At 70.9% G+C, this 25,405-nt stretch carries 24 protein-coding genes; 15 read left to right on the top strand and 9 right to left on the bottom strand.

Annotated elements, in window-relative coordinates; genetic code table 11:
- Positions 1-84: 84 nt before the first annotated feature.
- A complete protein-coding gene (gene purH, locus AB0I79_RS44170; RefSeq protein WP_357886447.1) occupies positions 85-1,638 on the bottom strand; it encodes a bifunctional phosphoribosylaminoimidazolecarboxamide formyltransferase/IMP cyclohydrolase in 1,554 nt (517 codons plus the stop codon).
- Complete coding sequence (gene purN / locus AB0I79_RS44165) at positions 1,635-2,264, bottom strand: phosphoribosylglycinamide formyltransferase (RefSeq protein WP_357886446.1); 630 nt, start codon at positions 2,262-2,264, stop codon at positions 1,635-1,637. The genes purH and purN overlap by 4 nt, the downstream gene beginning before the upstream one ends.
- 75 nt (positions 2,265-2,339) lie before the next feature.
- Between purN and AB0I79_RS44160 the strand changes: the two genes are divergently transcribed.
- Complete coding sequence (locus AB0I79_RS44160; RefSeq protein WP_357886444.1) at positions 2,340-2,759, top strand: hypothetical protein; 420 nt, start codon at positions 2,340-2,342, stop codon at positions 2,757-2,759.
- Between the two features lie 23 nt (positions 2,760-2,782).
- Here the strand turns inward: AB0I79_RS44160 and AB0I79_RS44155 are convergent, their stop codons facing one another.
- From AB0I79_RS44155 to sucC, 3 genes are all read right to left on the bottom strand, one after another.
- Positions 2,783-4,408 (bottom strand): DUF6350 family protein, encoded by a 1,626-nt coding sequence (locus AB0I79_RS44155; protein WP_357886442.1) that lies wholly within the window; start codon positions 4,406-4,408, stop codon positions 2,783-2,785.
- 371 nt (positions 4,409-4,779) lie between these two features.
- Positions 4,780-5,655, bottom strand: a complete 876-nt coding sequence (gene sucD, locus AB0I79_RS44150; RefSeq protein ID WP_357886440.1) for a succinate--CoA ligase subunit alpha — start codon at positions 5,653-5,655, stop codon at positions 4,780-4,782.
- A 3-nt stretch (positions 5,656-5,658) separates the two neighbouring features.
- Entirely contained in the window at positions 5,659-6,840 is a 1,182-nt protein-coding gene (gene sucC / locus AB0I79_RS44145) for an ADP-forming succinate--CoA ligase subunit beta (RefSeq protein WP_357886438.1), read from the bottom strand.
- 280 nt (positions 6,841-7,120) lie between these two features.
- Between sucC and AB0I79_RS44140 the strand changes: the two genes are divergently transcribed.
- The 3 genes from AB0I79_RS44140 (at position 7,121) to AB0I79_RS44130 (ending at position 9,480) form a co-directional block, all read left to right on the top strand.
- On the top strand, positions 7,121-7,918 hold the full coding sequence (locus AB0I79_RS44140; RefSeq protein WP_357886436.1) for a hypothetical protein: 798 nt from the start codon (positions 7,121-7,123) through the stop codon (positions 7,916-7,918).
- Positions 7,919-8,006: 88 nt separating this feature from the next.
- Entirely contained in the window at positions 8,007-8,888 is an 882-nt protein-coding gene (locus AB0I79_RS44135) for a hypothetical protein (protein WP_357886434.1), read from the top strand.
- Between the two features lie 241 nt (positions 8,889-9,129).
- A complete protein-coding gene (locus tag AB0I79_RS44130) occupies positions 9,130-9,480 on the top strand; it encodes a zinc-binding dehydrogenase (protein WP_357886432.1) in 351 nt (116 codons plus the stop codon).
- Positions 9,481-9,558: 78 nt separating this feature from the next.
- Here AB0I79_RS44130 and galE read toward each other — a convergent pair whose 3' ends face one another.
- Complete coding sequence (gene galE / locus AB0I79_RS44125; RefSeq protein WP_357886430.1) at positions 9,559-10,536, bottom strand: UDP-glucose 4-epimerase GalE; 978 nt, start codon at positions 10,534-10,536, stop codon at positions 9,559-9,561.
- 341 nt (positions 10,537-10,877) lie between these two features.
- On the opposite strand from galE, the gene AB0I79_RS44120 reads away from it, so the two are divergent.
- From AB0I79_RS44120 to AB0I79_RS44110, 3 genes are all read left to right on the top strand, one after another.
- A complete protein-coding gene (locus tag AB0I79_RS44120) occupies positions 10,878-12,350 on the top strand; it encodes a glutamate--cysteine ligase (protein WP_357886428.1) in 1,473 nt (490 codons plus the stop codon).
- An 18-nt stretch (positions 12,351-12,368) separates the two neighbouring features.
- Positions 12,369-13,040, top strand: coding sequence for a neutral zinc metallopeptidase (locus tag AB0I79_RS44115; protein ID WP_357886426.1), 672 nt, complete (start codon positions 12,369-12,371; stop codon positions 13,038-13,040).
- Positions 13,041-13,138: 98 nt separating this feature from the next.
- Entirely contained in the window at positions 13,139-13,396 is a 258-nt protein-coding gene (locus tag AB0I79_RS44110) for a WhiB family transcriptional regulator (RefSeq protein WP_225271452.1), read from the top strand.
- Positions 13,397-13,533: 137 nt separating this feature from the next.
- Here the strand turns inward: AB0I79_RS44110 and AB0I79_RS44105 are convergent, their stop codons facing one another.
- Entirely contained in the window at positions 13,534-16,386 is a 2,853-nt protein-coding gene (locus tag AB0I79_RS44105) for a LuxR C-terminal-related transcriptional regulator (protein ID WP_357886424.1), read from the bottom strand.
- 205 nt (positions 16,387-16,591) lie between these two features.
- Here AB0I79_RS44105 and AB0I79_RS44100 point away from each other — a divergent pair, with 205 nt between their 5' ends.
- The 7 genes from AB0I79_RS44100 (at position 16,592) to AB0I79_RS44070 (ending at position 21,163) form a co-directional block, all read left to right on the top strand.
- Positions 16,592-16,948, top strand: a complete 357-nt coding sequence (locus tag AB0I79_RS44100; RefSeq protein WP_357886422.1) for a VOC family protein — start codon at positions 16,592-16,594, stop codon at positions 16,946-16,948.
- A 134-nt stretch (positions 16,949-17,082) separates the two neighbouring features.
- On the top strand, positions 17,083-17,694 hold the full coding sequence (locus tag AB0I79_RS44095) for a glyoxalase (protein ID WP_357886420.1): 612 nt from the start codon (positions 17,083-17,085) through the stop codon (positions 17,692-17,694).
- Positions 17,695-17,765: 71 nt separating this feature from the next.
- Positions 17,766-18,206, top strand: a complete 441-nt coding sequence (locus AB0I79_RS44090; RefSeq protein ID WP_357886418.1) for a DUF1801 domain-containing protein — start codon at positions 17,766-17,768, stop codon at positions 18,204-18,206.
- A 200-nt stretch (positions 18,207-18,406) separates the two neighbouring features.
- The gene (locus AB0I79_RS44085; RefSeq protein ID WP_357886416.1) at positions 18,407-19,531 is read left to right on the top strand and encodes an NAD(P)/FAD-dependent oxidoreductase; all 1,125 of its coding nucleotides are present in this window, start codon (positions 18,407-18,409) and stop codon (positions 19,529-19,531) included.
- A 10-nt stretch (positions 19,532-19,541) separates the two neighbouring features.
- Positions 19,542-20,306 carry a CPBP family intramembrane glutamic endopeptidase gene (locus AB0I79_RS44080; protein WP_357886415.1) on the top strand — a complete coding sequence of 255 codons (765 nt, stop codon included), beginning with the start codon at positions 19,542-19,544 and terminating at the stop codon, positions 20,304-20,306.
- Between the two features lie 222 nt (positions 20,307-20,528).
- The gene (locus AB0I79_RS44075) at positions 20,529-20,753 is read left to right on the top strand and encodes a type II toxin-antitoxin system VapB family antitoxin (RefSeq protein WP_357886413.1); all 225 of its coding nucleotides are present in this window, start codon (positions 20,529-20,531) and stop codon (positions 20,751-20,753) included.
- Positions 20,735-21,163: a PIN domain-containing protein gene (locus AB0I79_RS44070; protein WP_357886411.1), complete on the top strand. Its 429-nt coding sequence runs from the start codon at positions 20,735-20,737 to the stop codon at positions 21,161-21,163. Before AB0I79_RS44075 ends, AB0I79_RS44070 begins: the two co-directional genes overlap by 19 nt.
- Before the next feature lie 19 nt (positions 21,164-21,182).
- Here AB0I79_RS44070 and AB0I79_RS44065 read toward each other — a convergent pair whose 3' ends face one another.
- Positions 21,183-21,902: a PIG-L deacetylase family protein gene (locus AB0I79_RS44065; protein ID WP_357886409.1), complete on the bottom strand. Its 720-nt coding sequence runs from the start codon at positions 21,900-21,902 to the stop codon at positions 21,183-21,185.
- 124 nt (positions 21,903-22,026) lie between these two features.
- Here AB0I79_RS44065 and pcrA point away from each other — a divergent pair, with 124 nt between their 5' ends.
- Positions 22,027-24,258 (top strand): DNA helicase PcrA, encoded by a 2,232-nt coding sequence (pcrA, locus tag AB0I79_RS44060; protein WP_357886467.1) that lies wholly within the window; start codon positions 22,027-22,029, stop codon positions 24,256-24,258.
- A gap of 52 nt (positions 24,259-24,310) precedes the next feature.
- On the opposite strand, the gene AB0I79_RS44055 is transcribed toward pcrA, so the two are convergent.
- Positions 24,311-25,285 carry a L,D-transpeptidase gene (locus AB0I79_RS44055; RefSeq protein WP_357886407.1) on the bottom strand — a complete coding sequence of 325 codons (975 nt, stop codon included), beginning with the start codon at positions 25,283-25,285 and terminating at the stop codon, positions 24,311-24,313.
- Between the last annotated feature and the right edge of the window lie 120 nt (positions 25,286-25,405).

The following is a 25,405-nucleotide window of genomic DNA, read 5'->3' as shown; positions in this document are numbered from 1 at the left end:
CCCGACCTCAGGAGTGCTTGCCGCAAAAACGGATAAGGGGCGACATATTGATCATGTCACCCCTTATCGGAAATCTGGTGGTGATCAGTGGAAGAAGTGACGGGTGCCGGTGAAGTACAGGCTCGCGCCGGCCTTCTTCGCCGCCTCGATCACCAGCTCGTCCCTGATGGACCCACCGGGCTCCACGATCGCGCGCACCCCGGCCTCCAGCAGCACCTCCAGCCCATCAGGGAAGGGGAAGAACGCGTCGGAGGCCGCCACCGACCCGGCCACGCGCTCCCCTGCCCGGGTGACCGCCAGGCGGCAGGAGTCGACCCGGTTCACCTGGCCCATGCCGACGCCCACGGTGGCGCCGCCGCTGGCCAGGAGGATGGCGTTCGACTTCACCGAGCGGCAGGCGCGCCAGGCGAACTCCAGGTCCGCCAGCACCTCCGGCGAGACGGGCTCGCCGGCCTTGAGCTCCCACTGCGCGGCCGAGTCGCCGGGCGCGTCCACGCGGTCCACGCTCTGCACGAGCAGGCCACCGTCGATCCTGCGGAACTCGGTCGGCGAGGAGGGCCCCTCCGGGCAGGACAGCAGGCGCAGGCTCTTCTTGGCCCGCAGCACCTCCAGCGCCTCCTCGTCGTACGCGGGAGCGATGACGACCTCGGTGAACACGTCGGCGATCTGCCGGGCCAGCTCCACCGTGACGGGCCGGTTCACGGCGATCACGCCGCCGTACGCCGAGACGGGGTCACAGGCGTGCGCCTTGCGGTGCGCGTCGGCGACGTCGGCGCCCACGGCGATGCCGCACGGGTTCTGGTGCTTGATGATGGCCACGGCGGGCTCGGAGAAGTCCCACGCGGCCCGCCAGGCGGCGTCGGCGTCGAGGTAGTTGTTGTACGACATCTCCTTGCCGTGCAGCTGCTCGGCGCCCGCCAGCCCGCCGGTCCCGGCCGTGCCGCCCGCGTAGAGTGCCGCGCGCTGGTGCGGGTTCTCGCCGTAGCGCAGGGTGGCCTTGCGCTCGTACGCCGTACCGGCGAACTCGGGGAACTCCTCCCCGTCGCCCACGTACGTGCCCGCGAACCAGTTGGCCACGGCCACGTCGTACGACGCCGTGTGCGCGTAGGCGATGCCCGCCAGCCGCCGCCGCTCGGTCAGCGTGAAGCCGCCCTCGGACAGGGCGTTGCGCACGTCGCCGTAGAAGCTCGGGTTCACCACGACCGCGCAGGTGTTGTGGTTCTTGGCTGCGCCGCGGATCATGGCGGGACCGCCGATGTCGATCTGCTCGACGCACTCCTCGTCGGACGCCCCGGAGGCCACCGTCTCCTGGAACGGATACAGGTTCACCACGACGAGCTGGAACGGATCGATCTCCAGCTCGTCGAGCTGCGCCACGTGGTGCGGCTTGGTGACGTCGGCCAGCAGCCCGGCGTGCACGCGCGGGTGCAGCGTCTTGACCCGCCCGTCCAGGCACTCGGGGAACCCGGTGAGCTGCTCCACCTTCGTCACCGGAATCCCGTAGGAGGAGATCGCGGCGGCCGTGCCACCGGTCGAGACGATCTCCACTCCGGCGCCGTCGAGGGCTCTGGCCAGCTCTTCGAGCCCGGACTTGTCGTAAACAGCGATCAGCGCGCGCCGGATGGCGATGCGAGTCACGTGGATTCCCCTCCTGTGTGGTTGCCGATGCGGACGGTACGCCCGCTGACCGTCCAGCCCTCGCGGACCATCCGGCCGACGGTCTCGACGAGCAGCCGGCGCTCGACCGTCTTGATGCGCTCGTGCAGGACCGCCTCGTCGTCGTCTGGTAGCACGGGCACCGCCTCCTGCGCCACGATCGGCCCCGTGTCGATCCCCTCGTCGGCCAGCATCACCGTGCAGCCGGTCACCTTGACCCCGTGGGCCAGCGCGTCCCGCACGCCGTGGGCGCCGGGGAACGACGGCAACAAGGCCGGATGCGTGTTCAGCACGGGGAACGCGTCGAGTGTCGGCGTACCCAAAATTTTCATGAAGCCCGCGGACACGACCAGGTCGGGCTCGTAAGATGCGATCTTGGCCGCGATGGCCGCATCCCACTCCGCCCGCGTCGCATAATTGCCCACTTTTTCGACAAAAGTCGGGACATTCGCCCTGGTAGCCCTCGCCAGCCCTTCGATCCCATCCCTGTCGGCGCCGACCGCGACCACGCGAGCCCCGTACGACGGGTCGGCAGAAGCGTCCAGCAGGGCCTGTAGGTTGGTTCCAGAGCCGGAGACGAGGACGACGAGCCGCCCAGCCTTAGACACACACACTCCAATGAGGAAAACAGGGTGGGGGTCACAGGGTATCTGTTCATCGCCCGGCGACGCAGAGGAGGTCAGGTGTCGACACCGGTGAAGGCACCGGCAGGCCAGCAGCCCGCGGATTCGGCGGGCCGCCGAGCGATCTGGTTGTCCATCGCAGCGCTGGCCATGACGTTCATGTTGCCGCTGGCCGGCCTGGTCATGGCGCTGTTCGCGCTGATGGCGGGGATCCGGGCGCTACCCCTGCTGAAGGGCGCGGGCAGGCCCACGGGCATCGCGGTGGGCGGCATAACCGTCTCTGCGCTCGCACTGGCCCTGTCGGCAGGGGCCACGGGAATGCAGCTCTACCTCATGGACGAATACTCCGCCTACCAGGAGTGCATGAAGGGCGCCGGCACGGTCTCTGCGCAGGGCGAGTGCTTCACCCAGTTCAGGGACGCCGCGCAGCGCAAGCTCCCGGCGGACGTGCTGGAAGTCCTCGGAGCCATGCAACCGTAACCGCCCGAGGCCGCGGACACCGCTCAGTCGCGGTCCCAGGCGTACGGGTCGACGTAGATGACGTGACCCCCGCGGTCGTCGGACTCGTCCACGATGTCCTTGCGGGGCGGCCGGGCGACCGGTGCCGGCTCCGGCGGGCGCGGGCGGGCCTGGGCCTGGGTCTCCGCCTCGGCCGAGGCGTGCTCGTCCTGCCAGTCGTCCCTGATGACCGGGATCTCCTGGGTGTCGGCCTCCGTGGCGTCCATCCAGTGGCCGGGCAGCGGGCGCGGGTCCGACTCGGCCAGGCCCACCCTGCTGGCCGCCTTCGCCAGGGCGGCGCCCGCCTTGCGTACGGGAGCGGCCGCCTTGTCGAGCGGCGCCCTGGCCTTCTTGTTGAGCAGCAGCAGGTTGGTCACGCCCGCCGAGATGCCCGCGGCCACGCCGGCCTCCAGCGCCACCGACAACGCCACCTCCCACGGCGAGGGCCCGACCGCGGCCAGCCGCCCACCGCCGATCGGCCCGCCGGACAGCGCCGCCAGCACCCCCGCCACGAGCCCCGTCGTGACCCCGGTGAGGAACCCCCACAGCGGCGCCGCCTCGTACGACGGCGAGGGCGAGATCCTGGCCACCATCACACCCGCCACGGCCCCGGCCGCGAACGGCACCGCGACCACCGCCATCATCCACGCCGGCACGGGCCCGCTCTCCGGCAGCGCACCCAGCAACGGCAGGCTGGGCACGGTGCCGAGCTGCACGCCCGTGGGCGCGACCAGGGTGCCGGCGCCGACGGCGAACCCGGGCCCGGCGATGTAGGAGAAGGCCCAGACGACGGCGTTCAGCAGGTAGAGCAGCTGGAGCAGCGCCAGCAGCACGCCGCCCACGAACCCGGGCGACAGCACCCCCGACAGCTCCTCGACCTGGTCGAAGTTGAGCACGAAGGCGATCAGCACCAGCACGAACCCGGCCACGAGCAGCAGCGCCGTGGCGACCGCCGTACCGACCGTCAGGGCGCGCACGCGCTCGGGCAGCAGCCGCAGCATCACCCGCCACGGCCCGATCATGCGCGCCGTGGCCAGCGAGCCCGCCAGGAACGCCAGCACGAAGTGGCTGAGCAACGCCTCCCCGATGAACGGCTGCGTGATCTCGTTGCTCGTCACGAGCGCGATCAGGCCCGCGAGCAGCGCGTACGGGGCCGCCAGCGACACCCCTGCCTGCGCCACCAGCACGAGCTGGGCGCGGCGGCGAGCCCCCGCCTGCTCCTTGGGGCTGTTCTTCGGCAGCCGGGCGGGCAGGCGCAGCCGCAGGTCGGCGTCGCGGGCCATCCACCGGCCCGCGCGGTAGAGGAGCACGGCGGGCAGGATCATCAGCCCGAGCGGCAGCAGCCCGATGCGCCCGCCGGGGATGGCGAACCCGGCGTGGTGCGCGGCCAGCCACAACTGCGCCGCCGTACGGAACACACCCGGCAGCCCGGCGCCCAGCGTGCCGCGCGGCGCGGCGATCCACCCGACCAGGGTGAGCGTGGTGAGCGCGGCCAGGCCGACGCCGAGCGTGAAGACGGCGGCCAGCATGCCTGAGACCGGCAGCGGACGCCTGGTCTCGTCGTCGTCGCCCGCGAGCTTGCCAAGCATCGACCGGGGGCCTGTACGCAGCTGGTCGAGGATCGCCGTCACACGGCGATTTTCTCAATCTTTCCCAACCAAAGCTTGGTTGACGCGCCGGGACAAGCGTTTCATGTGTTACGGCTTCGCCGGCTTGCCCCACACGCCGCCGCCGGCTCGCCTCTGTCCAGGGAGACGCTTCTGACCCGTTCAGTGGCGCGCCGCCGTTACGACGCACAGCGGGCCGGTGCCGTGGCGACATGTGAGCCGTTGGCGTGGCGACATGTGAGCCGTTGGCGTGGCGACATGTGAGCCGTTGGCGTGCGGCGACACTCGAACCGCTCGCGCAGCCGCCACGCCCCCCCTCGACCGGCCCGCGACCCCCACGCATGCGAAAACCCCGCTCGGACAGGCCGGGCGGGGCTTCGCGGAGAGAAGGACGGTCAGCGGGCCTGCATGATCTCGCGCATGAGGCGGGCCGTCTCGGAGGGGGTCTTGCCGACGCGGACGCCGACCTTCTCCAGGGCCTCCTTCTTGGCCTGGGCGGTGCCGGCGGAGCCGGACACGATGGCGCCCGCGTGGCCCATCGTCTTGCCCTCGGGCGCGGTGAAGCCCGCCACGTAGGCCACGACCGGCTTGGTGACGTGCTGCTCGATGTAGGCCGCGGCCCGCTCCTCGGCGTCACCGCCGATCTCGCCGATCATGACGATGGCGTCGGTGCCCGGGTCCTCCTGGAAGGCCTGGAGGGCGTCGATGTGCGTGGTGCCGATCACGGGGTCGCCGCCGATGCCCACGGCCGTGGAGAAGCCGAAGTCGCGCAGCTCGTACATGAGCTGGTAGGTGAGCGTGCCGGACTTGGAGACCAGGCCGATGCGGCCGGCGGTGGTGATGTCGGCGGGGATGATGCCGGCGTTGGAGGCGCCGGGCGAGGCGATGCCGGGGCAGTTGGGGCCGATGATACGGGTCTTGTTGCCCTTCTCGACCGCGTACGCCCAGAACTCGGTGGAGTCGTGGACGGGCACGCCCTCGGTGATCACGACGCAGAGCGGGATCTCGGCGTCGATGGCCTCCTTGACCGCGTCCTTGGTGAATTTCGGCGGCACGAACACGACCGACACGTCGGCGCCGGTGGCCTCCATGGCCTCCTTGACCGTGCCGAACACGGGCAGGCCCTCGTGCGTGGTGCCGGCCTTGCGGGCGTTCACGCCGCCGACGACCTTGGCGCCGGAGGCGAGCATGCGGCGGGTGTGCTTGGTGCCCTCGCCACCGGTCATGCCCTGAACGATGATCTTGCTGTTCTCAGTCAACCAGATGGCCATGGGTCACGCACCTACCGCAGCGAGCTCGGCGGCACGCTTGGCCGCTTCGTCCATCGTGTCTACCAGCTCGACGCGCGGGAGCGCGGCGTCGGCCAGGATCTGCCGCCCGAGCTGGGCGTTGTTGCCGTCGAGGCGGACCACCAGCGGGTGGGTCACGGCCTCGCCGCGGCTCTCCAGCAGCTTGAACGCCGAGACGATGCCGTTGGCGACGGCGTCGCAGGCGGTGATGCCGCCGAAGACGTTCACGAAGATCGACTTGACGCTCGGGTCGGAGAGGATGATCTCCAGGCCCGCGGCCATCACCTCGGCCGAGGCGCCGCCGCCGATGTCGAGGAAGTTGGCGGGCGACGGCTTGCCGGGGAACGCCTCGCCGGCGTAGGCGACCACGTCGAGGGTGGACATGACCAGGCCCGCGCCGTTGCCGATGATGCCGACGTTGCCGTCGAGCTTGACGTAGTTGAGGTCCTTCTCCTTGGCCTTGGCCTCGAGCGGGTCCTCGGCGGCCTTGTCGGCCAGCGCCTCGTGGTCGGTCTGGCGGAAGCCGGCGTTGTCGTCGAGCGTGACCTTGCCGTCGAGCGCCTTCACCTGGCCGTCGGCCGACAGGATCATGGGGTTGACCTCGACGAGCGTGGCGTCCTCGTCGACGAAGCAGCACCAGAGCTTCTCGATGAGCTCGGCGGCGCCGTCGAGCGCCTTCTCCGGCAGGCCGCCGGCCACCGCGATCTCGCGGGCCTTGGCGCGGTCGATGCCCGTCAGGGCGGAGACCGGGACCTTGGCGACCTTCTCCGGCGCGGTGTGAGCGACCTCTTCGATGTCCATGCCGCCGGAGGCGGAGCAGATCGCGAGGAACGTGCGGTTGGCGCGGTCGAGCAGGAAGGAGAAGTAGTACTCCTCCGCGATCGCGCTGGCCTCCTCGACGAGGACCTTGTGGACCGTGTGGCCCTTGATGTCCATGCCGAGGATGGCCTCGGCCTTGGTCACGGCGTCGGCGGCGTCGTCGGCCACCTTCACGCCGCCGGCCTTACCGCGGCCACCGGTCTTGACCTGGGCCTTGACGACAACGCGGCCGGTCAGCTCCTCGGCGGCCGACCGGACCTCCTCCACAGTGTGGGCGACGATGCCGCGCGGCACAGGGATGCCGTAGTCAGCGAAGAGCTCCTTCGCCTGATGTTCGAACAGGTCCACGAGGGTCCGTCCTTGCTTATCCGACTGATGTTCGACGCCCCGGGCAACCCGTGCGTGCCGGGCGTTTCCGCCAGTGAAGCCTAGCCCGAAGCTTGACCTGCCCAGGTCACCGGGTCGCGGTTCTTCCGCTATGTGACGGTGATCTCACTTCCTCAGGATGACATCTGCACGGAAATTGCATGAATTAGTCGCCGTAAGACCCGACGCTCGATATATGGTCGTGATCTTCCAATGGCAGGCTTGCCCCCCGCTCCCCTTGGTAATGCTGAAGGAAACCCGAATGAAGCGAATTCTCGCGGGTCTGACGCTGGCGTCGTGCGCCGCGCTCATGGCCGCCACGCCGGCGCAGGCCGCGCCCGTGAACCCGGTGAAGGCCCTGAAGAAGCAGTACGTGGCCGGGCACGGGGTGCGGGTCTCGGAGACGTCCCGTACGACCATGAACGGGAAGACCGGGCAGGTCAGGACGACGACCGGCGCCCTGGGATTCGGCAAGTCGGGGGTGGTCGCCGCAGATCTTCGCTTCCGGGAGAAGGGCGGGGTATCCGGCCTCTCACCGTCCCGGAGTATCACCGTGGGCAAGCACACCTATGTCCAGGGCGGGATATACAGCGAGGGTTTGCCGGAGGGCAAGAAGTGGATCCGCTACGCGGACCCCTCGGTCATCCACACCAGCCAGCCGCTCGACGTCTTCGACTCCAAGGTGCTCAAGGCGCTCGTCTCGAAGGCCAAGAGCGCCAAGGGTGGAACGTACCGAGGCTCGCTGACGTTCGCCGACGTCAGCAAGCTGTACGGCGAGAAGATCGACAAGCGGCTGGGCAAGATCAAGATCAACTATGCCCTCGACCTGAACTCCAAGGGCCTGATCACCGGGGTCCGCAGCGAGTACACGATGGACTTCGGCGTCCTCGGGAGCACGACCGCCACCGTGAACACCCGGTTCACGGGCTGGGGTGCCAAGATCACCATCAAGGCCCCGCCATCCGACCAGGTGGTCGACCACAGCGAGCTCGGGGCCGACACGGAAGTGCCGCAGGAGATCCCGAACGGCTCGCTGGACTCGCTCGGCAAGGTCCAGTAGCCCTCGACCCGCCGGGCCGTTTCCCGGAGCCGGCCTTCCGGCCCCGGGCGACACCGCAACTCCCCCTCAACATCTGAAGGAAATCCGCATGAAGCGAATCCTGACGGGCGTGGCGTTAGCCACGACCGCCGCGTTGGTGACCGCCACGCCCGCGCTGGCCGCAGCGCCCAAGGACCCGGTGGTGGCCGTCAAGAAGCAGCTCTCCGCCGGCAAGGGCGTGAAGTTCACCGAGCGCACGACCGTGGACGACGGCAACGCTCGCCAGGTGTTCCTGCGCCGCTCGGGCACCCTCCAGTTCAGCAAGTCGGGGGTCGCCGCGTCCGACATCACCGGCAAGCTGAACATCTCGGCGAGCGACCTGCAGGGCCTCGACGAGAGCGGCGAGGACGCCGAGCTCGCCTCGATGCTGAAGGCCATGGCCCAGCCCGAGCGCACGATCAGGATCGGCACCACGTCGTACGTCTCGGGCAACATCTGGGCGACCCAGATGCCCGAGGGCAAGACCTGGTTCAAGGCCCCGAACGGCCCGACCGGCGGCCTCCTCGGCACGTTCGGCCAGCCGCTGAACCTCGCCGAGCCCTCCACGCTCAAGACCCTGCTCAAGGGCGCCAAGGCCACCGGCAGCGGCTACGCGGGCAAGACGCTCGTCCGCGACCTGTGGAAGGCGTCGCCCTGGCTGCGCGCCACCTGGATGGACAAGCCCTCCGCCAAGACGCAGAAGGCCGCCATCAGCTGGCGGATCACCGTGAACAAGGCGGGCCTGCCCACCCGGCTCGTGACGACGTTCCCGATGTCCGCGCTCGGGGTCGGCGGCAAGGGCACCGTGAGCGTGGACACCAGCTACACCGGCTGGGGTTCCGCGGTGTCGATCAAGGCGCCGCCCGCGGAGGAGGTCACCTCCACGTTCAAGGACGGCGAGAACGACATCTCCGAGACCCTCGACCTGCCGCTCGGCAGCATCGCCGGCTGACCTGATCGATCGAGTCCTCCTCCGCCGTCCGGCGGGGGAGGACTTTTTCATTGCGGACATCGCATGAAGAAGGCGCCCGCGGCGGCGGTGGCCGCCGCAGGCCCTGCTCGGCGTCGCGCCCGTGCAGGCGGCCGGCTTCGGCCGTGACCCCGGGATTCGGCCCCGGGCCCGAGGCCGGCAGCGCTCGCCGCGCGCGCCGGCTGGAGGGTCACCGGGCTCGCCCGCGACGGACGAGGACTTCTTGACCAGGGCCGGAGCAGCGGAGGCGAGGACAACCCTCGACGGGGCGGCCGGTTTCGACGCGGTGCTGGACACCGCCCTGCTGAAGGAGGCGGCGCTGCGGCCGGTCCGCGACCAGGGAGCCTACGTGGGAGTCTTCCCCGGCCTCGAACCCGCGTCCGAACGCGGTATCACCGTCACCTCGGGGGTGGTGGCCCCCGACGGCGCCCTCCCGCGGGAGATGCTGGCGCTGACCGCGCAGGGCATCCTGGAACCGCGCCGGACGGGCACGGTGCCCCTGGACGAGACCGCGTACGCGTACCGCGCCCTCCGCGCCGGCGGGCACCGTGGCCGATGGGTGCTCACGTGCTGATGCGGGGGTCAGCAGCTCATGGGATGCCACGTCCGGCGGCCGGGGCAACGGGGCCGCGGGCTTCCGGGGCGCCGTCGCTCAGCTCAGCCGGGAGTCGCGGATGCCCGCCCACTCCAGGGAGTGCCTGATCCCCTCCTCGATCGAATAGCGGGCCTGCCACCCCAGCAGGCGGTGGGCACGGTCACTGCGGGTGTAGGCGCCCGCCACGTCGCCAGGGCGGGCCGGGGCCTCGACGACCTCGATGGGGTGCTCGACGACGCGGTTGAACGCGTCGACCAGCTCGCGGACCGTGGTGCCCGCGCCGGTGCCCAGGTTGATCACGTCGGTCTCCAGCTCGTCGAAGCGCCGCAGCGCCGCCACGTGGGCGGTGGCCAGGTCCCAGACGTGGATGTAGTCGCGGATGCCGGTGCCGTCGCTGGTGGGCCATCCGGTGCCGGTGATCTGGAACGGGACGCCGTCCTCGTACGCCTCGATCATCTTGCCCAGGGCATGGCTGGGACGGCGGAGCTGCAGGCCCGTGCGCATCTGAGGGTCGGCGCCGATCGGGTTGAAGTAGCGCAGGGACAGGATCCTGATGGGCCGGCCGGTGGCGATGTCGGCGAACATGCCCTCGCAGACCGCCTTCGTCCGCGCGTACGGGCTCTGGGGGTCGAGCGGGGACTCCTCGTCCACCGTGTGGTCGGCGCCGGCGCGGTAGATCGACGCGGACGAGCTGAAGATCATCCGCGTGCAGCCGTTGCGGAGCAGGTGGTCGACGAACTCGAGGCTCTTGGTGACGTTCGCGCGGTAGTAGCCGATGGGGTCGGCCACGGAGTCGGGGACCACGATGAGAGCCGCGCAGTGGATGACGGCCTCGATATCCGGATTTTCGGCGAATATCTTGTCAATCAGCGGACCGTCGCTGATATCTCCCTCATAGAACACCCGCCCGTCGGCGAACTCCCGCCGGCCCGTCACGAGGCTGTCCAGAATCACGGGATCGATCCCGGCGTCCAGGCACGCCGACGCGATCGTGCTGCCGATATAACCCGCCCCGCCAGTAATCAAAACGCGCATTCCTGAACCCTAGCCAGCCGCGACCATCGGTGTGAGCAGCCTGTGGATAACGTCGACGACGATGGCGGCAGCAGCGGCAGAGGGCGTGGCGGCAGGCGTGGCGGCGGGCGTGGCGGCGGGCGTGGCGGCGGCGTGGCGGCGGCGTGGCGGCGGGGTGCGTGGCGGCGGGGTGCGTGGCGTGGAGCCGAGACCGGATCGCCGGCGCTCCAGAGGGCCGCGTCCCCTGCCCCGCCGTCCGGGCGGCCCCGACCCCGGTCCGGTTCAGGCGGCCCGTCGCGGGACGGAATCCTGTGGCGTTCGCACTATGGCTTAGTCGGCCTTTGCGTGCGACATTTCGTGCTATGGGCAGGGACGTGCCAGTGGTCGTGTTCAGCAGGGAAGACCGCCGGAAATATCGTGAAAAAGTACACCGATGCCTCGACGTCTTCGCCCAGATGCTGCGCGAATCGCGTTTCGAGTTCGAGCGCCCCCTGGCGGGCCTGGAGATCGAGCTCAACATCGTGGACTCGCGCGGCGAGGCGGCCATGCGCAACGCCCAGGTGCTCGCCGCGATCGCGCAGCCGGACTGGGCGACGGAGCTGGGCCAGTTCAACGTCGAGATCAACATCGAGCCCCAGGACCTGGCGGGCGACGGCGCGCTGCGCCTGGAGAACGACGTCAGGACCCGGCTCAACCACGCCGAGGAACGCGCCCGCTCCGAGGGTGGCCACCTGGTCGTGATCGGCATCCTGCCCACCCTGCGCGAGCAGGACATCGGCGAGGGCACGCTCTCCGCGAACCCGCGCTACCGCCTGCTCAACGAGCAGATCTTCGCGGCCAGGGGCGAGGACCTGCACCTGTCCATCGAGGGCGTCGAACACCTCGACACGCACGCCGACAGCGTCGCCCCCGAGGCGGCCTGCACCAGCGTGCAGCTCCATCTCCAGGTCAGCCCCGAGACGTTCGCCGCGCACTGGAACGCGGCCCAGGCCATCGCGGGCGCCCAGGTGGCGGTGGCGGCCAACTCGCCCTACCTGTTCGGCAGGGAACTGCACAGGGAGACCAGGATCGCGCTGTTCGAGCAGGCCACGGACACGCGGCCGGCGGAGTTGAAGGCGCAGGGCGTACGTCCCAGGGTGTGGTTCGGGGAGCGGTGGATCACGAGCGTGTTCGACCTGTTCGAGGAGAACGTCAGCTACTACCCGGCCCTGCTGCCCCTCTGCGACGGTGAGGACCCGCGCGCCGAGCTCGAACGCGGCCGCATCCCCCAGCTCCACGAGCTGACCCTGCACAACGGCACCGTCTACCGGTGGAACCGCCCCGTGTACGCGGTGGTGAACGGGGTGCCGCACCTGCGCGTGGAGAACCGCGTGCTGCCCGCCGGGCCCTCCGTGGCCGACATCGCGGCCAACGCCGCGTTCTACTACGGGTTGATGCGCGTGCTGCCGTACGACGAGCGGCCGATCTGGAGCCAGATGTCGTTCAAGGCCGCCGAGGACAACCTGGGGGCGGCGGCGCGGCACGGGCTGGACGCGCGGCTGTACTGGCCGGGGATGGGCGAGGTGTCGGCGTCCGAGCTGATCCTGCGGCGGTTGCTGCCCATGGCCCGGCACGGGCTGGCCATGTGGGGCGTGCACGGCCCGGTCGCGGACCGGCTGCTGTCCGTCATCGAGGGCCGCTGCCTGTCCGGCCGCACGGGAGCGAGCTGGCAGGTGGACCGGGTACGGGCGCAGGCCCGCTCCGGTGATGACCGGCACGAGGCGTTGCGGGGCATGACACTGGAGTACATCGAGCGCATGCACACCAACGAACCCGTACACACCTGGGACGTCTGAAGCCCATGACCTCTTCGGATGCGTGAAGCCGTGACCCGTGCCCTGCCCCCGCTCACCAGGCTGTTCGCCGGCCTGGCCGTCCTCGCCCTGGTGGCCGCCTGCGGCGTCGTCCGGTCGCCGTCCATGGACCAGCGGGGAGCCGACTCGTTCGAGGACGACGTCGTCACGGCACGCACGCTGACGGAGGAGTTCTGGAGCCGGCAGTTCCGGCAGCTCGGCCGCACGTACCGCCCCATCGGCGACTTCATCCCGTACTCGGGCGACGCCGGCCCGAGCTGCGGCGGCGAGCCCGCCGTCCCGAACAACGCCTTCTACTGCCCGCTCGGCCACTTCATCGCCTTCGACCAGGGCTGGTTGGAGGCGCTGTGGAACGAGATGGGCGACGGGTCGGTCTATGTCATCATCCCGCATGAGCTCGGGCACGCGGTGCAGGCGCAGCTCCGTACCGACTTCACGCTGAACGTTCAGATGGAGCTCCAGGCCGACTGCTACGCGGGCGGCGCCCTGTCCGCGCTGGTCGGCTCGGGCGCGCTGACGGCGGACGAAGGGGACGAGTACGAGCTGTTCGCGAGCCTGGCGGCGGCGGGCGACCCGACGGACGACTGGCTCGACCCGGCGGCCCACGGGACGGCGGAGCAACGGCAGACGTCGTTCGTGCGGGGGTACCGGGGCGGGGTAGGGGCCTGCTGAGGGCGTACGAGCCTGGGTCCGGTCGAACCTGCGGTCGTATCGACAGGTCAGCCCACAGGATGATGTAACCGATCATGACCTGGCTCTACCGTTGACCCATGGCACCGGAGGAGATCAGCTGGCTGCGCAGGGGCGCATGCAGATCCAGCGACCCCGACCTCTTCTTCCCCCTCGCGCCCACTCCCCTGCAGGAGGCCCGCGCCAAGGCGGTCTGCGCGACCTGCCAGGTGGTGGAGGAGTGCCGCTCCTACGCCTTACGCGCAGGCGAGGCGGAGGGCATCTGGGGCGGCCTGACCCCTGAGGAACGCCGCCGGACCCGCTTCCCGGAGGGCTGGCGCCGCCCGGCCGCCTCCTGACGCCGCCTGGCCCCGGGCTGGCGGGGCTGGCCGGCCGTCGTGGCGAACATCACCCGGCGAGCAGCCGTCGGGGCGGACGTCACCGATGAGAGGCCGTCGTGGCGAACATCACCGGCGAGAGGCCGTCAGGGCGGACGTCACCGGCGAGGGGCCATCGGGGCGAGGCCGAGGTCGGCGAGCACGGCCGCGCCGCGCCCGGTGTGGTCGCCGCCGGCCAGCACCATGGTGCGCGCCGACTGGTAGCGGCAGCCGGCGGCCTCGAACGCGCCCGCCGTGGCGAGCAGCGCCTGCTCGTCGCCGTCGAGCAGGGCGGCGGCTCGCTCCACGATGGCGCCCGCGACGGGGTTGCCGGCCACGATGGTCCGGGCCTCCGCCAGGCAGTCGCGAGCGCCTGGGCTCCCGGCGAGCACGGCGGCCTCGGTGCGCAGCGCGACGTACCAGTGGTGCCAGATCCAGGTGACCCACTTCCACACCTGCCTGGGCTCGGGAGCCATCCGCTCCAGCGCCTCCGCGGCCTGCCCGCGGTGCAGCAGGAGCATCGCGTCGAAGATCGCCCCGTAGCCGTAGGCGTGTCCAGGAAGGGGGCCGAGCCGGTCCAGGGCCTCCCGCCATTCGCGCCGGCCGTCATGGTCGTCGCGCAGGCCGTGGACCATCGCCACGGCGGCCATCGCCCGCCCGAGGTACGACTGGGCGGGGCTGCCCGCCCGGTGCCACGCGTCGAGGAACCGGACGCTGCCGGCGAGCACCTCGTCCACGTTGCCCGCCAGCGCGTCGGCGACCAGCAGCCAGTTCGTGGCGCGATGACCGACCTCGACCAGCAACGGATGTTCGGCGAGCTGTCGTGCCCACCGGCGGGCCGCGGGCAGGTCGCCGGTGCCGAGGCCGGCCTCGGCGGCCTCGCCGAGCGCCTCGATCAGCTCGTGGGTGGTGGCCGGCGTATCGGGTGCGGACGTCAGCAGCGTGATCCGGCGCCGGGTCGTGGCGGCGGCGGCATACGTGTCACCCGCCCAGCTCAGGGCTCCGGTCAGCACGTCCAGCGCGGTGGATTCGGCGAGCGGATCGCCCGTACGGTGGGTCAGTTCGACCGCCCGTTCCGCGCGCGCGATCGTCTCCGGCACGGAGTCGCCAGGTTCGCCCTGACCATCCCCGACGGCGTCGCCGGGCACCGGCCCTCCGCCCGCGTCACCCGGCGCCTGGCCGGCAGTGACCGCGGAGTGGAGCGTCCAGCCGGCCTCGGCCGTCGCCACCGCGGCCTGCGCGGCAGGATCGTCGCCGGCCAGCTCCCGCGCCTCGGCGATCAGCGCGAGCACCTCCTCAGGGGCCGGGAGCCGCACGAACGTGGTCGCGAACCGGAACGTGGCGGTGGCGGCCGCCGCCAGGTCGGCGGCTGCGCCGGCGGTGTCACCGGACCTGCGGGCGGCGTCCGCGGCCGCGCGGCCGAGGCGGAACATGTCATCGCCGCGCATCCGGCAGCCGGCCACGACGGCGGCGTGCCGGAGTGCCGGCGCGGCCGAGCCCGGGTCCTCGGCGAGCGCGGCCGCCTGCTCGTGGCGTCTCTGGGACTCGCCGACCAGATTGCGGGTGAAGGTCAGCCCGGCCAGGTTCCGGGCGAGCTCGTACGCCTCCGCGCGCCGCTCCGGCTGGTCGGCCGCCCACGCCAGGGCCGCGCGGAGATCGTTGGCCACCAGGTCGAACCCGGCCCGCCAGTTCTCCCGCACGACCGCCAGGCCGGCGGCCTTGGCCAGGCACCAGCGAAGGTGCCGGGATCGGATGTCGGCCAGCTCACCGGCCTCGGTGAGCCGTTCCGTCCCGTACTGGCGGATGGTCTCCAGCGCCCGGTACTCCGTGCCGCCCGGGGACGCCGACACCACCAGCAGGCTCTGTTCGGCGAGCCGGGCCAGGCCGTCGGTGACCAGGCCTTCGTCGTCACCGGTCACCTCCGCCGCCGCCGCGGCCGTGAATGGTGCCGCGAACACCGACACCCGGCGCAGCAGCGCCCGGTCGGCCGGCTCCAGCAGGGCATGGCTCCAGTCCAGCGCCGCCCGCACCGAACGGTGCCGCTGATCGGCCCGGGAGCCGCCGGTGAGCATGCGGAGGGGGTGCGACAGGGCGGCGGTGATGCCGTCCAGCCCCAGCGTGGGATACCGGGCGGCGGCCAGCTCGATGGCCAGCGCCATGCCGTCGAGCCGCTCGCAGATCGCGGCGATCTGGTCGCGCAGTGCGGGATCCAGCGGCCAGCCGACCGCCGCCGCCCGCTCCATGAACAACGTGACCGCGTCCGACCCGCCGTCGGCGGGCAGCGACAGCGGCGGGACCGGATACACCCGCTCGAACGGCACCATCAGCCGGGCCCGGCTGGTCGCCAGCACGGTCACCCGGGGGCACGCCGCCAGCAGCCGCTCGAGAAACAGCGCCACCCCGTCCGCGACCTGCTCGCAGTTGTCCAGCACCAGCAGCGCATGGCGGTCGGCCAGCGCGGCGACCACGGACTCGGTCATGTCGCGGCCGGGCTGCTCGCCGAGGCCGAGCGCCCCGGCGACCGCGGTCGCGACCATGCCCGGGTCGGTGACCGGGACCAGGTCGACGAACCACACCCCGTCGGAGTAGTCGCCGGCCGCATGCGCGGCCACGGCCAGCGCGAGCCGGGTCTTGCCGACTCCGCCGGGGCCGGCCGCGGTCACCTGGCGGTGCGTCTTCATCATCTCGGCCAGCTCGGCCCGCTCGTTCACTCTGCCGATGAACGAGGTCAGCAGCGACGGCAGCACCGGCGCCGGGCGGGACGGGGCGGCGCCGGCCGCCGGCTCGGGTGCCCGCTGGGCGAGCGCCCGCCGGTCCGGCACGTCCAGCTTGCGCAGGAGGGAGGAGACGTGGCTCTCCACGGTACGCACCGAGATGCACAGCCGGGCGGCGATCTCGGCGTTGCTCAGATGAGCGCCGACCAGTTCCAGTACCTCGGCTTCACGGGGCGAGATGTCCACTGCTGCCAACACTGTCCCAGTCTGCCCTATCCCCTGCGTAGTGCCCATCCGTGACGGCCACCGTGCGCGGTCCGTGGTGTCGATCCGTGGAGCGATTCCGTGGCCGCCACGGATGTGGGCCGCCAGGGCCGGACGCGAAGCTATGAGCACCTTCCCAGCGGGTCGACGCGACCCACGACCACCGGGTCGATGCGACCCCCGACCACGAGGAGCGACCGTGACCGGCTCTTCCACCCAGGGCATCAAGACCGTCCTGCACCCCGTGTCCGACCTGGCCAGGGCCAAGGCGGTGTACGCGGCCCTGCTCGGCATCGCGCCGCAGGTCGACACGGCCTACTACGTCGGCTTCGAGGCCGAGGGGCAGCACATCGGGCTGGTGCCGGGCGGTGGACCGCAGGGCATGACCTCGCCGGTGGCCTACTGGCACGTGCACGACATCGAGGCGACGCTGGCCGAGATGACCGCCGCGGGCGGCACCGTGAAGGAGGCCGTGCACGAGGTCGGCGCCGGCCGCGTGGTGGCCACCGTCGTGGACCCCGACGGCAACGTCCTCGGCCTCCTGCAGGACCGCTGAGCGCCGCCGGAAGGCAACGCCCCGGCCTCCCTGCCGGGCGGCAACGTCCTCCCCCTCCCGCCGGACCGGTGAACGCCGCCGATCCGCCTGCCCGACCGATCGACCGCTTCCGTCCACTCTGACAAGGATCCGCCATGACCTCCTTCGCATCCGTCACCCTGGAAGTTCCCGACCCCGCCGCCGCGCAGGCCTTCTACCAGGCCTTCGGTCTGGACCCTTACGTCCGCGTACGTTCCTCGGACGCGCCGACGACCGGCTTCCGCGGGTTCGCCCTGTCGCTCGTGGTGTCCCAGCCGGGCAACGTCGACGCCCTCATCGCCGCCGCCCTCGACGCCGGCGCCACCACGCTGAAGCCGGCCACGAAGAGCTTCTGGGGGTACGGCGGCGTCGTCCGCGCCCCGGACGGGACGATCTGCAAGGTCGCCACCTCGAACAAGAAGGACTCAGGGCCCGCCACCCGGCACATCGACCAGGTCGCGCTCCTGCTGGGGGTGGCGGACGTCAAGGCGAGCAAGCGCTTCTACGTCGAGCGCGGCCTGGCCGTCGGGAAGAGCTTCGGCGGCAAGTACGTCGAGTTCGACACCCCGTCCACGGACGTCAAGCTGGCGCTCTACCCGCGCCGAGCCCTCGCCAAGGACACCGGCGTCGCCCAGGAGGGCACCGGATCGCACCGGATCGTCCTCAGCGGCGACACCGGCCCCTTCACCGACCTGGACGGGTTCGTCTGGGAGAGCGCATCCGCCTGAGACAGGCCGAGGGGTGATCCCCTCACCCGACTTCGAACACCCGAGCACATCCGCAGAAGGAGAAGACTGCCATGAGCACCACGTACCAGGGATTCACGGCCGAGGAGCGGGCCGCGATGAAGGAGCACGCCCAGGACCAGAAGAAGGCGGCGCGCCGCGGCTCCCCCGCGGACAAGGCGGCGGAGGCGGCCCGGGACGTGCTCGCGAAGATCGCTGAGATGCAGGACTCCGATCGGGTCATGGCCGAGCGCGTCCACGCCGTCATCCTGGAGAGCGCCCCGGCCCTGGCGCCGAAGCTCTGGTACGGGATGCCCGCCTACGCGCTGAACGGCAAGATCGTCTGCCATTTCCAGCCCGCGACGAAGTTCAAGACGCGTTACGCGACCCTCGGGTTCAGCGACCAGGCGAGCCTGGACGACGGCACGATGTGGCCGGCCGCCTTCGCCCTGACCGAGGTGACGCCCGAGGTGGAGGCGCGGATCAGCGAGCTGGTCAAGCGGGCGGTGAGCTGAGACCCGCCCGGCGGCGGTGCCGCGGCCACGTGCTCGCGAAGGCGGCGGGAAGCGCTCCGCACGGAACGGGCGCTCATGGCGCCGGGAGGACGCCGTCCGGGGTGCGACGGTGGCGAAACCCAGGCCTTTCAGTGCAGCTCTGTGGAGGTACCGTGCAAAGCATCGCGTGGGCCCGGGCCTCCCGCCTAGCGTCGCCAGGTATGCGAAGAGTGGACGTACTGGTCGTGGGTGCGGGCCTGGCCGGTCTGCGTACGGCGGGCCTGCTCGCGGGCCGCGGGCTGGACGTGATGGTGGTCGATCGCCGCAGGTCGCTGTCGGCGGGCATCCGCACCACGGGGATCTTCGTGCGGCGCACCCTGGACGACTTCGACCTGCCGGATCACCTGCTGGGGCCCGGCATCCGCGACGTGCTGCTGTACCCGCCGTCGAGGCGGGCGCCGATCCGGCTCACGAGCGACCGCGTCGAGTACCGCGTGGCGGACATGGCGGCCGTCTACCGGCACGCGCGCCGCGAGGCGGAGTCGGCGGGGGCGCAGGTCGTCCTGGGCGTCCGGTACGCCGGCGCCGCGGCGGGCCTGGTACGGCTGGCGGGCGCGGAGCCGGTGACGGCCCGGTTCATCGTCGGCGCGGACGGCGCCCGTTCCCGGGTGGCGCGCGATCTGGGCCTCGACCTCAACCGGCGTTTCATCGTCGGCGCCGAGCTCGTCCACCCGATCGCGCCGGGCACGACCACCCCGGCGTTCCACTGCGTGCTGGATCCGCGGATCGCTCCCGGGTACCTGGGGTGGGCCGTGGACGACGGCCGGCACGCGCACGTCGGCGTGGCGGGTTATCCGGGCGCCATGCGGAGCGGCCTCCGCCACCTGCTGGACATTTTCGCCACGGACGCTCCCGGTCACGCGCCGCCGGCCGGTCCGGTCGAGCGTCGCGGTGGCCCCATTCCGGTGGGCGGTGTGCTGCGACGGCTGGCGTGCCCGGCCGGGCTGCTCGTCGGAGACGCCGCGGGTGCGGTGTCGCCGCTGACGGCCGGCGGGCTGGACCCGTGCCTGCGCATGTCCGACCTGGCCGCGGCGGTCACGGCCGGGTACCTGCGCACGGGCGACCGGAGCCTGCTGGACCGCTACGACGGGAACGCGTTGAGAGCCCGCTTCCGCGGTCGCCTGCTGCTGCGCCGCGCGTTCGCCGGCATCCGCTCCCCCGCCGCGGCGGAGGCCGCGATCACCGTGCTGCGCAGCCGTGCCGGCCGGGCCCTGGCGGCGCGGGTCCTGTTCGGTGACGGCTCGTTTCCCGACGTTCCGATCGAGCCGGTGCCGAGCGGGACGTAGCCTTGCAAGGGTGCTGCTGCGCTCGATCGCCGTCCTCACCGCCGCCAACGTCCTGAACAACAAGATCGCCCCTCGGCTGGGCCCCTTGACCTCCACCGTCGCCACGGCCGCGCTGGTCGCGATGGCGCGCAGGTCCGGCGTGTCCTGGCAGGAGCTCGGGTTCGAGCATGGCCGGCGCGGCGCCGTCGCCGGTGGCGTGCTGGCGGCCGCGGTGGCCGGGGTCTACGCGGCCGGCATCGCCCTGCCCCGCACCAGGCCGCTCTTCCACGACGACCGCGCCCTGTCGCTCTCCCGCGCCCGCGTCCTGGAGGAGGCGCTGCTCCAGGTCCCGCTCGGCACGGTCCTGCTGGAGGAGGTGGGTTTCCGTGGCGCGCTGTACGGGATGCTGCGCCGTCGCCACGGTACGGCCGCGGCCACGGCGGTCTCCTCCGCCCTGTTCGGCCTCTGGCACATCCTGCCGGCGATCGACATGGCGCGCGCCAACCCCGCTCTCGGCGCCGCCCTGACCGCAGGCGAGTCCCCGGGGCATCTGGACGCCGCGCGGGTCGTGGCGGGGAGCGTGGTGTCCACGGCGGCGGCCGGGGTGCTGTTCTGCGAGCTGCGCCGCCGCCGCGGCCTCGTGACCCCCGTCATGCTGCACCTGGCCACCAACTCTCTCGGCTACGCCTTCGCGCGGATCGCGGCCAAGCTGCCGGCCCCGGGGCCCGCGAAATCTCTCCCACCCGAAATGAGCGTTCCGTCCCGCCCGGCCCAGGATTGCGAGCACGAAACGTAAGCACCACGCCCGATCCGGTGGATCATTCGACCGGCGCGGGATGAAGGTTTTCGCCCCGCGGCATCGTTTTCTCCCCCTGCCTCCGTATCAGGCCGTGGCCTGCGACGCCGCAGGCCTTACCGTCTCCGAGGCGCCTCATTTCAAGGCCGCGCCTCCTTGAGATGTGCGCCTGCCCCGTAGAGCGCAATTCTCGTCAAGCCGGAGGTACGGAGGTGGTGCTGCATGCGTACGGTAATCGACATCGACAAGGAGCTCCTGGAAGCGGCCCAGCAAACGCTGGGTACGCCGACCATGAGAGAAACGGTCCACGCCGCGCTGCGAGCGGTCGTGGACAGGGACGCGGAAAGAGCGTGTGCGATCAGGGCGTTCGAGTTCTGGCGCACGGAGGGGAGCCCGGATCTGCTGGATCCGGAGATCACGAAGCATGCGTGGCAACGACAGGACTGATGTATCTCCTCGACAGGAGCGCCCTGGCCCGCATCCGCGTCAGCGAGGTGATCGCCAGGGCGCTGCAGCCGCTCTTCGCCGCGCGGGCGGTGGCGACCTGCAGCGTCATCGACCTGGAGGTGCTCTACAGCGCCCGCGACTACGCCCACTACCAGCGCATCCTGCACGCCCAGCGCCAGTGCGTCCTGCTCCCGGTGGACCAGGAGGTGCAGGCCCGCGCCATGGCCGTGCAGCGGCAGCTCGTGGAGATCTCCCAGCACCGCGGCATCGGCCCGAACGAGCTGCTGATCGCCGCCTGCGCCGAGGTGCACGGGGCGACGATCCTGCACTACGGGCACTCCTTCGACATCATCTCGGAGGTGACGGGGCAGCCCTCGCTGTGGGTGGTGCCGCCCGGCTCGGTGCCATAGCCCCAGGAGCCACGCGAGCTCAGGCCGTCGGGACCACCTGGAAGCCCTCCGCGTAGCGGCCCTCGCCGAACCCGGCCTGCTCGGCCCAGGCTGCGAAGCGGCTCCTGACGAAGTCGGTGAAGCCTTCCACGTGCGCGACCTGGCTCACATGCGACTGCAAGGCCGCGAGCTTGCGGTCCATGGACTCGGTGATGTCCACCCAATGGTTGGGCGTGGAGCCGCCGTTCAACCACACCTCACGTACGGTCCACGCCTCCAGCCCCTCCTCCTTGATCAGCTCCGGGAACGCGTACGGATTGCGCGCGTCCGGATAGACCGCGTCCAGGGTCGCGCCGCCCACGGCACGGTGGTCAGGGTGGCTGGGGGCGATGAACTGGTAGTTGCGGTCGGGGTGGTGGGTGATGACCAGGTCCGGCCTGACCTGGCGGATCACTCTGGCGATGGCCCGCCTGAGCTCCAGCGAGGGCACCACCTGGCCGTCGGAGTAACCGAGGAAGCGCACGTCCGTCACGCCGACCGCCTTGGCGGCGGCCAGTTGCTCGGTCCTGCGCAGCTCCGCCATGCCGGAATTGTCCAGAGTACGCTCGTTGCCGCCCGCGTCACCGTCCGTGACCAGCAGGTACGTGACCTCCGCGCCCCTGTCCACGAACAGTGCCACGCTTCCCGCGGCGCCGAAGTCGGCGTCGTCGGGGTGGGCGGTCACGACGAGTACGCGGTTGATCTCGGTCTCCGGCAGCATGGCTCCCCTTTCGGTCCGTACGTGGAGGACAACCGGAACCCCTCCGGCGGCATTCCGGGCGCCGATTGTCGGTGGAGCGTCTTAACCTAGGTGGGTGCCGACCCAAGTCTCTGTTGACCACCCGTTGCTCGATGGCCTCAACCCGCAGCAGCGCGAGGCCGTGATCCATCATGGCAGTCCGCTGCTCATCGTGGCCGGAGCGGGGTCGGGCAAGACGCGGGTGCTCACGCACCGCATCGCCTACCTGCTGGCCGAGCGCGAGGCGCATCCGGGCGAGATCCTGGCGATCACCTTCACCAACAAGGCCGCCAGGGAGATGAAGGAGCGCATCGACAAGCTCGTCGGGCCGCGCTCCAAGGCGATGTGGGTGATGACGTTCCACAGCGCCTGCATGCGCATCCTGCGGCGCGAGGCCAAGCGGCTGGGCTTCCCGTCCAGCTTCTCGATCTACGACCAGGCCGACTCGCAGCGGCTGATGGCCATGGTCTGCAGGGAGATGGAGCTCGACCCGAAGCGTTACCCGCCGCGCTCGTTCTCGGCGCAGGTCAGCAACTTCAAGAACGAGCTGATCGACTACGAGACGGCGATCGAGCGGGCGGGCTCGCACCTGGAGAAGACGCTCGCGCAGGCGTACAAGGCCTACCAGCTCAAGCTGACCGAGGCCGGCGCGATGGACTTCGACGACATCATCATGAACACGGTGACGTTGTTCCAGCTCTTCCCCGACGTGGCCGAGCACTACCGGATGCGGTTCAGGCACGTGCTGGTCGACGAGTACCAGGACACCAACCACGCCCAGTACATCCTGATCAGGGAGCTGGTCGGGCACCCCGAGCTGCGCACGAACGACGGCGAGCTGGTGCGCTCGGGCGCCGACATGTCGGAGTTGTGCGTGGTGGGCGACGCCGACCAGTCCATCTACGCCTTCCGCGGCGCGACGATCCGCAACATCCTGGAGTTCGAGCGCGACTACCCCGACGCCCGCACGATCCTGCTGGAGCAGAACTACCGCTCCACGCAGAACATCCTGGCCGCCGCCAACGCCGTGATCGCGCGCAACGAGTCGCGCAAGCCCAAGAACCTCTGGTCCGACCAGGGCGACGGCCCCAAGATCGTGGGGTATGTAGCCGACAACGAGCACGACGAGGCCATGTTCGTGGCCCAGGAGGTCGACCGGCTCAGCGACGAGGAGGGCGTCAAGCCAGGCGACGTGGCGGTCTTCTACCGCACCAACGCCGCCTCCCGCGTGTTCGAGGAGATCTTCATCCGCACCGGGCTGCCGTACAAGGTGGTCGGGGGCGTGCGCTTCTACGAGCGCAAGGAGGTCAAGGACCTGCTGGCCTACCTGCGGGTGCTGGCCAACCCGGCCGACGTGGTGTCGCTGCGGCGCATCCTGAACGTGCCCAAGCGCGGCATCGGCGAGCGGGCCGAGGCCATGATCGAGGCGCTGTCCTCGCGCGAGGGCATCACCTTCTGGGACGCGCTGCGCCGGGCCGACGAGGCGTACGGCATGGCCACGCGCTCGCTCAACGCGGTCAAGGAGTTCGTCGCGCTGGTCGAGGAGCTGATCGCCAAGGGCGAGGGGGTGCCGCCGTCGGCGCTGGCCGAGGAGGTGCTGGTGGCCACCGGCTACCGCGCCGAGCTGGAGGCGTCGGAGGACCCGCAGGACGAGTCCCGCCTGGAGAACCTCAACGAGCTCGTCTCCGTGGCCTCCGAGTTCGAGGAGGCCAATCCGGAGGGCACACTGGTGGAGTTCCTGGAGCAGGTGTCGCTGGTGGCCGACGCCGACCAGATCCCCGACACCGACGGCGGGCAGGGGGTCGTCACGTTGATGACCCTCCACACGGCCAAGGGGCTGGAGTTCCCGGTCGTGTTCCTGACGGCCATGGAGGACGGCGTGTTCCCGCACGTCCGCTCGCTGGGCGAGCCCAAGGAGCTGGAGGAGGAGCGGCGGCTGGCCTACGTTGGCATCACCAGGGCGCAGCAGCGGCTCTACCTCACGCGGGCGGCCGTGCGCAGTTCCTGGGGCGCGCCGTCGTTCAACCCCGCCTCCCGTTTCGTGAACGAGGTGCCGGGCCAGCTCATGGAGTGGCGCACCGACCCGGAGAAGTCGGCCTGGAGCGCGGCCACGCGGCGCGAGCCCGCCCGCCCCGCCACCCCCGCCAAGAGCGCCTCGGGCGGCGGGCGCAAGGTGCCCTCGCTGGCGCCCGGCGACCGGGTCTCGCACGACGCGTTCGGGCTGGGCACGGTGGTGTCCGTGGACGGGGTCGCGGAGAAGACCAAGGTCAAGATCGATTTCGGCAGCGGCGGGGAGAAGACGCTGCTGCTGGCGTACGCGCCGCTGGAGAAGCTCTAGAACGGCCGAGGGCCGCTCACCCCGTGAGCGGCCCTCGTCGTTTCCCGAAGGGTCAGCCCTTCAGCGCGCTGCCCTTCTTCCACTGGCTGTAGCTGAGCTGCCAGTAGCTCCAGCCGTTGTTCCACTGGAGCTTGCGCTTGGTGCCGGTGATCTTCACGACGTCGCCGCGCTGGGCGATCGTGTAGAACCACTTGGCCCCGGCCGGGGTGGCGCGGACGCAGCCGTGGCTCTGGTTGGAGCGGCCGAGGTACTGGTAGTAGCCGGCGCTCTGGTGGACGTACTCACCGCTGTCGGAGATGCGCACCGCCCACGGGATCTCCTCCTTGTAGTAGCGCGGGTCCTTGGGGTCCGTCACGCCCATCCAGGAGGAGGTCATGGTCTCCACGGCCTTCTTGCCCATGGTCAGGTGCACGCCGCTGGTGGTCAGGTAGACGTCCACGCCGTTCCTGATCAGGCCGCCCTTGCCGGCGCTGATCGGGATCTTCTTGGCCAGCTTCCCGTTCCGGTACACCTTCATCTGGTGCTTGCGGGTGTCGACCACGGAGATGTTCTTCGCGCCGACGGCGAACCTGCGGGAGACGTTCTTGGCGCCGGTGTTGCCGGGCAGTTCCGACAGCCGCGCCGTGAAGAGCACCTTCTGGTACGGCTTCCAGTACGTCTTCGTCCGGTAGATCACCTTGCGGGCGGACACCCAGCGCCACGCGCCCTCGTGCGCCTCCTCGGACTCGACGCCCAGCACCGCCTCGACGGCCGCCTTGTCCTTCACGTCCCGGTCGAAGGTGACGATGATCGGGAACCCGACCCCCACCTTCTCGGTCTTCTCCCCCATGGGGGTGATGTCGGCGATGCCGACCTTGATCTTCTTCCCGGAAGAAGTCGGGGTGGGCGACGGCGTGGGAGCCACTGCGGCGGCAGCGGGAACGGTGGTGACCTGGGCCGTGGCCTGGGGGACGGGGGCGCTCTCCGCCGCGCACGCTGTCGCGGCGATCAGTGCGACCAGTGCCGGAAGCATCCGGGTGACGCGCATCAAGGGGTTACTCCTGGACTTGTGCTTCGACTACCTCCTTGTGTGACAACTGTGAGCGGTGATTCGTGCGCGAAATGCTGATAACTATCCTGTAACGGTCCAAAAACCCGCATAAGCGGG

Origin of the sequence: Nonomuraea sp. NPDC050202, assembly GCF_040656115.1 — a bacterium.
In the GTDB taxonomy this organism is placed as follows: domain Bacteria; phylum Actinomycetota; class Actinomycetes; order Streptosporangiales; family Streptosporangiaceae; genus Nonomuraea.
This window is presented reverse-complemented; position numbering and strand designations above follow the sequence as displayed.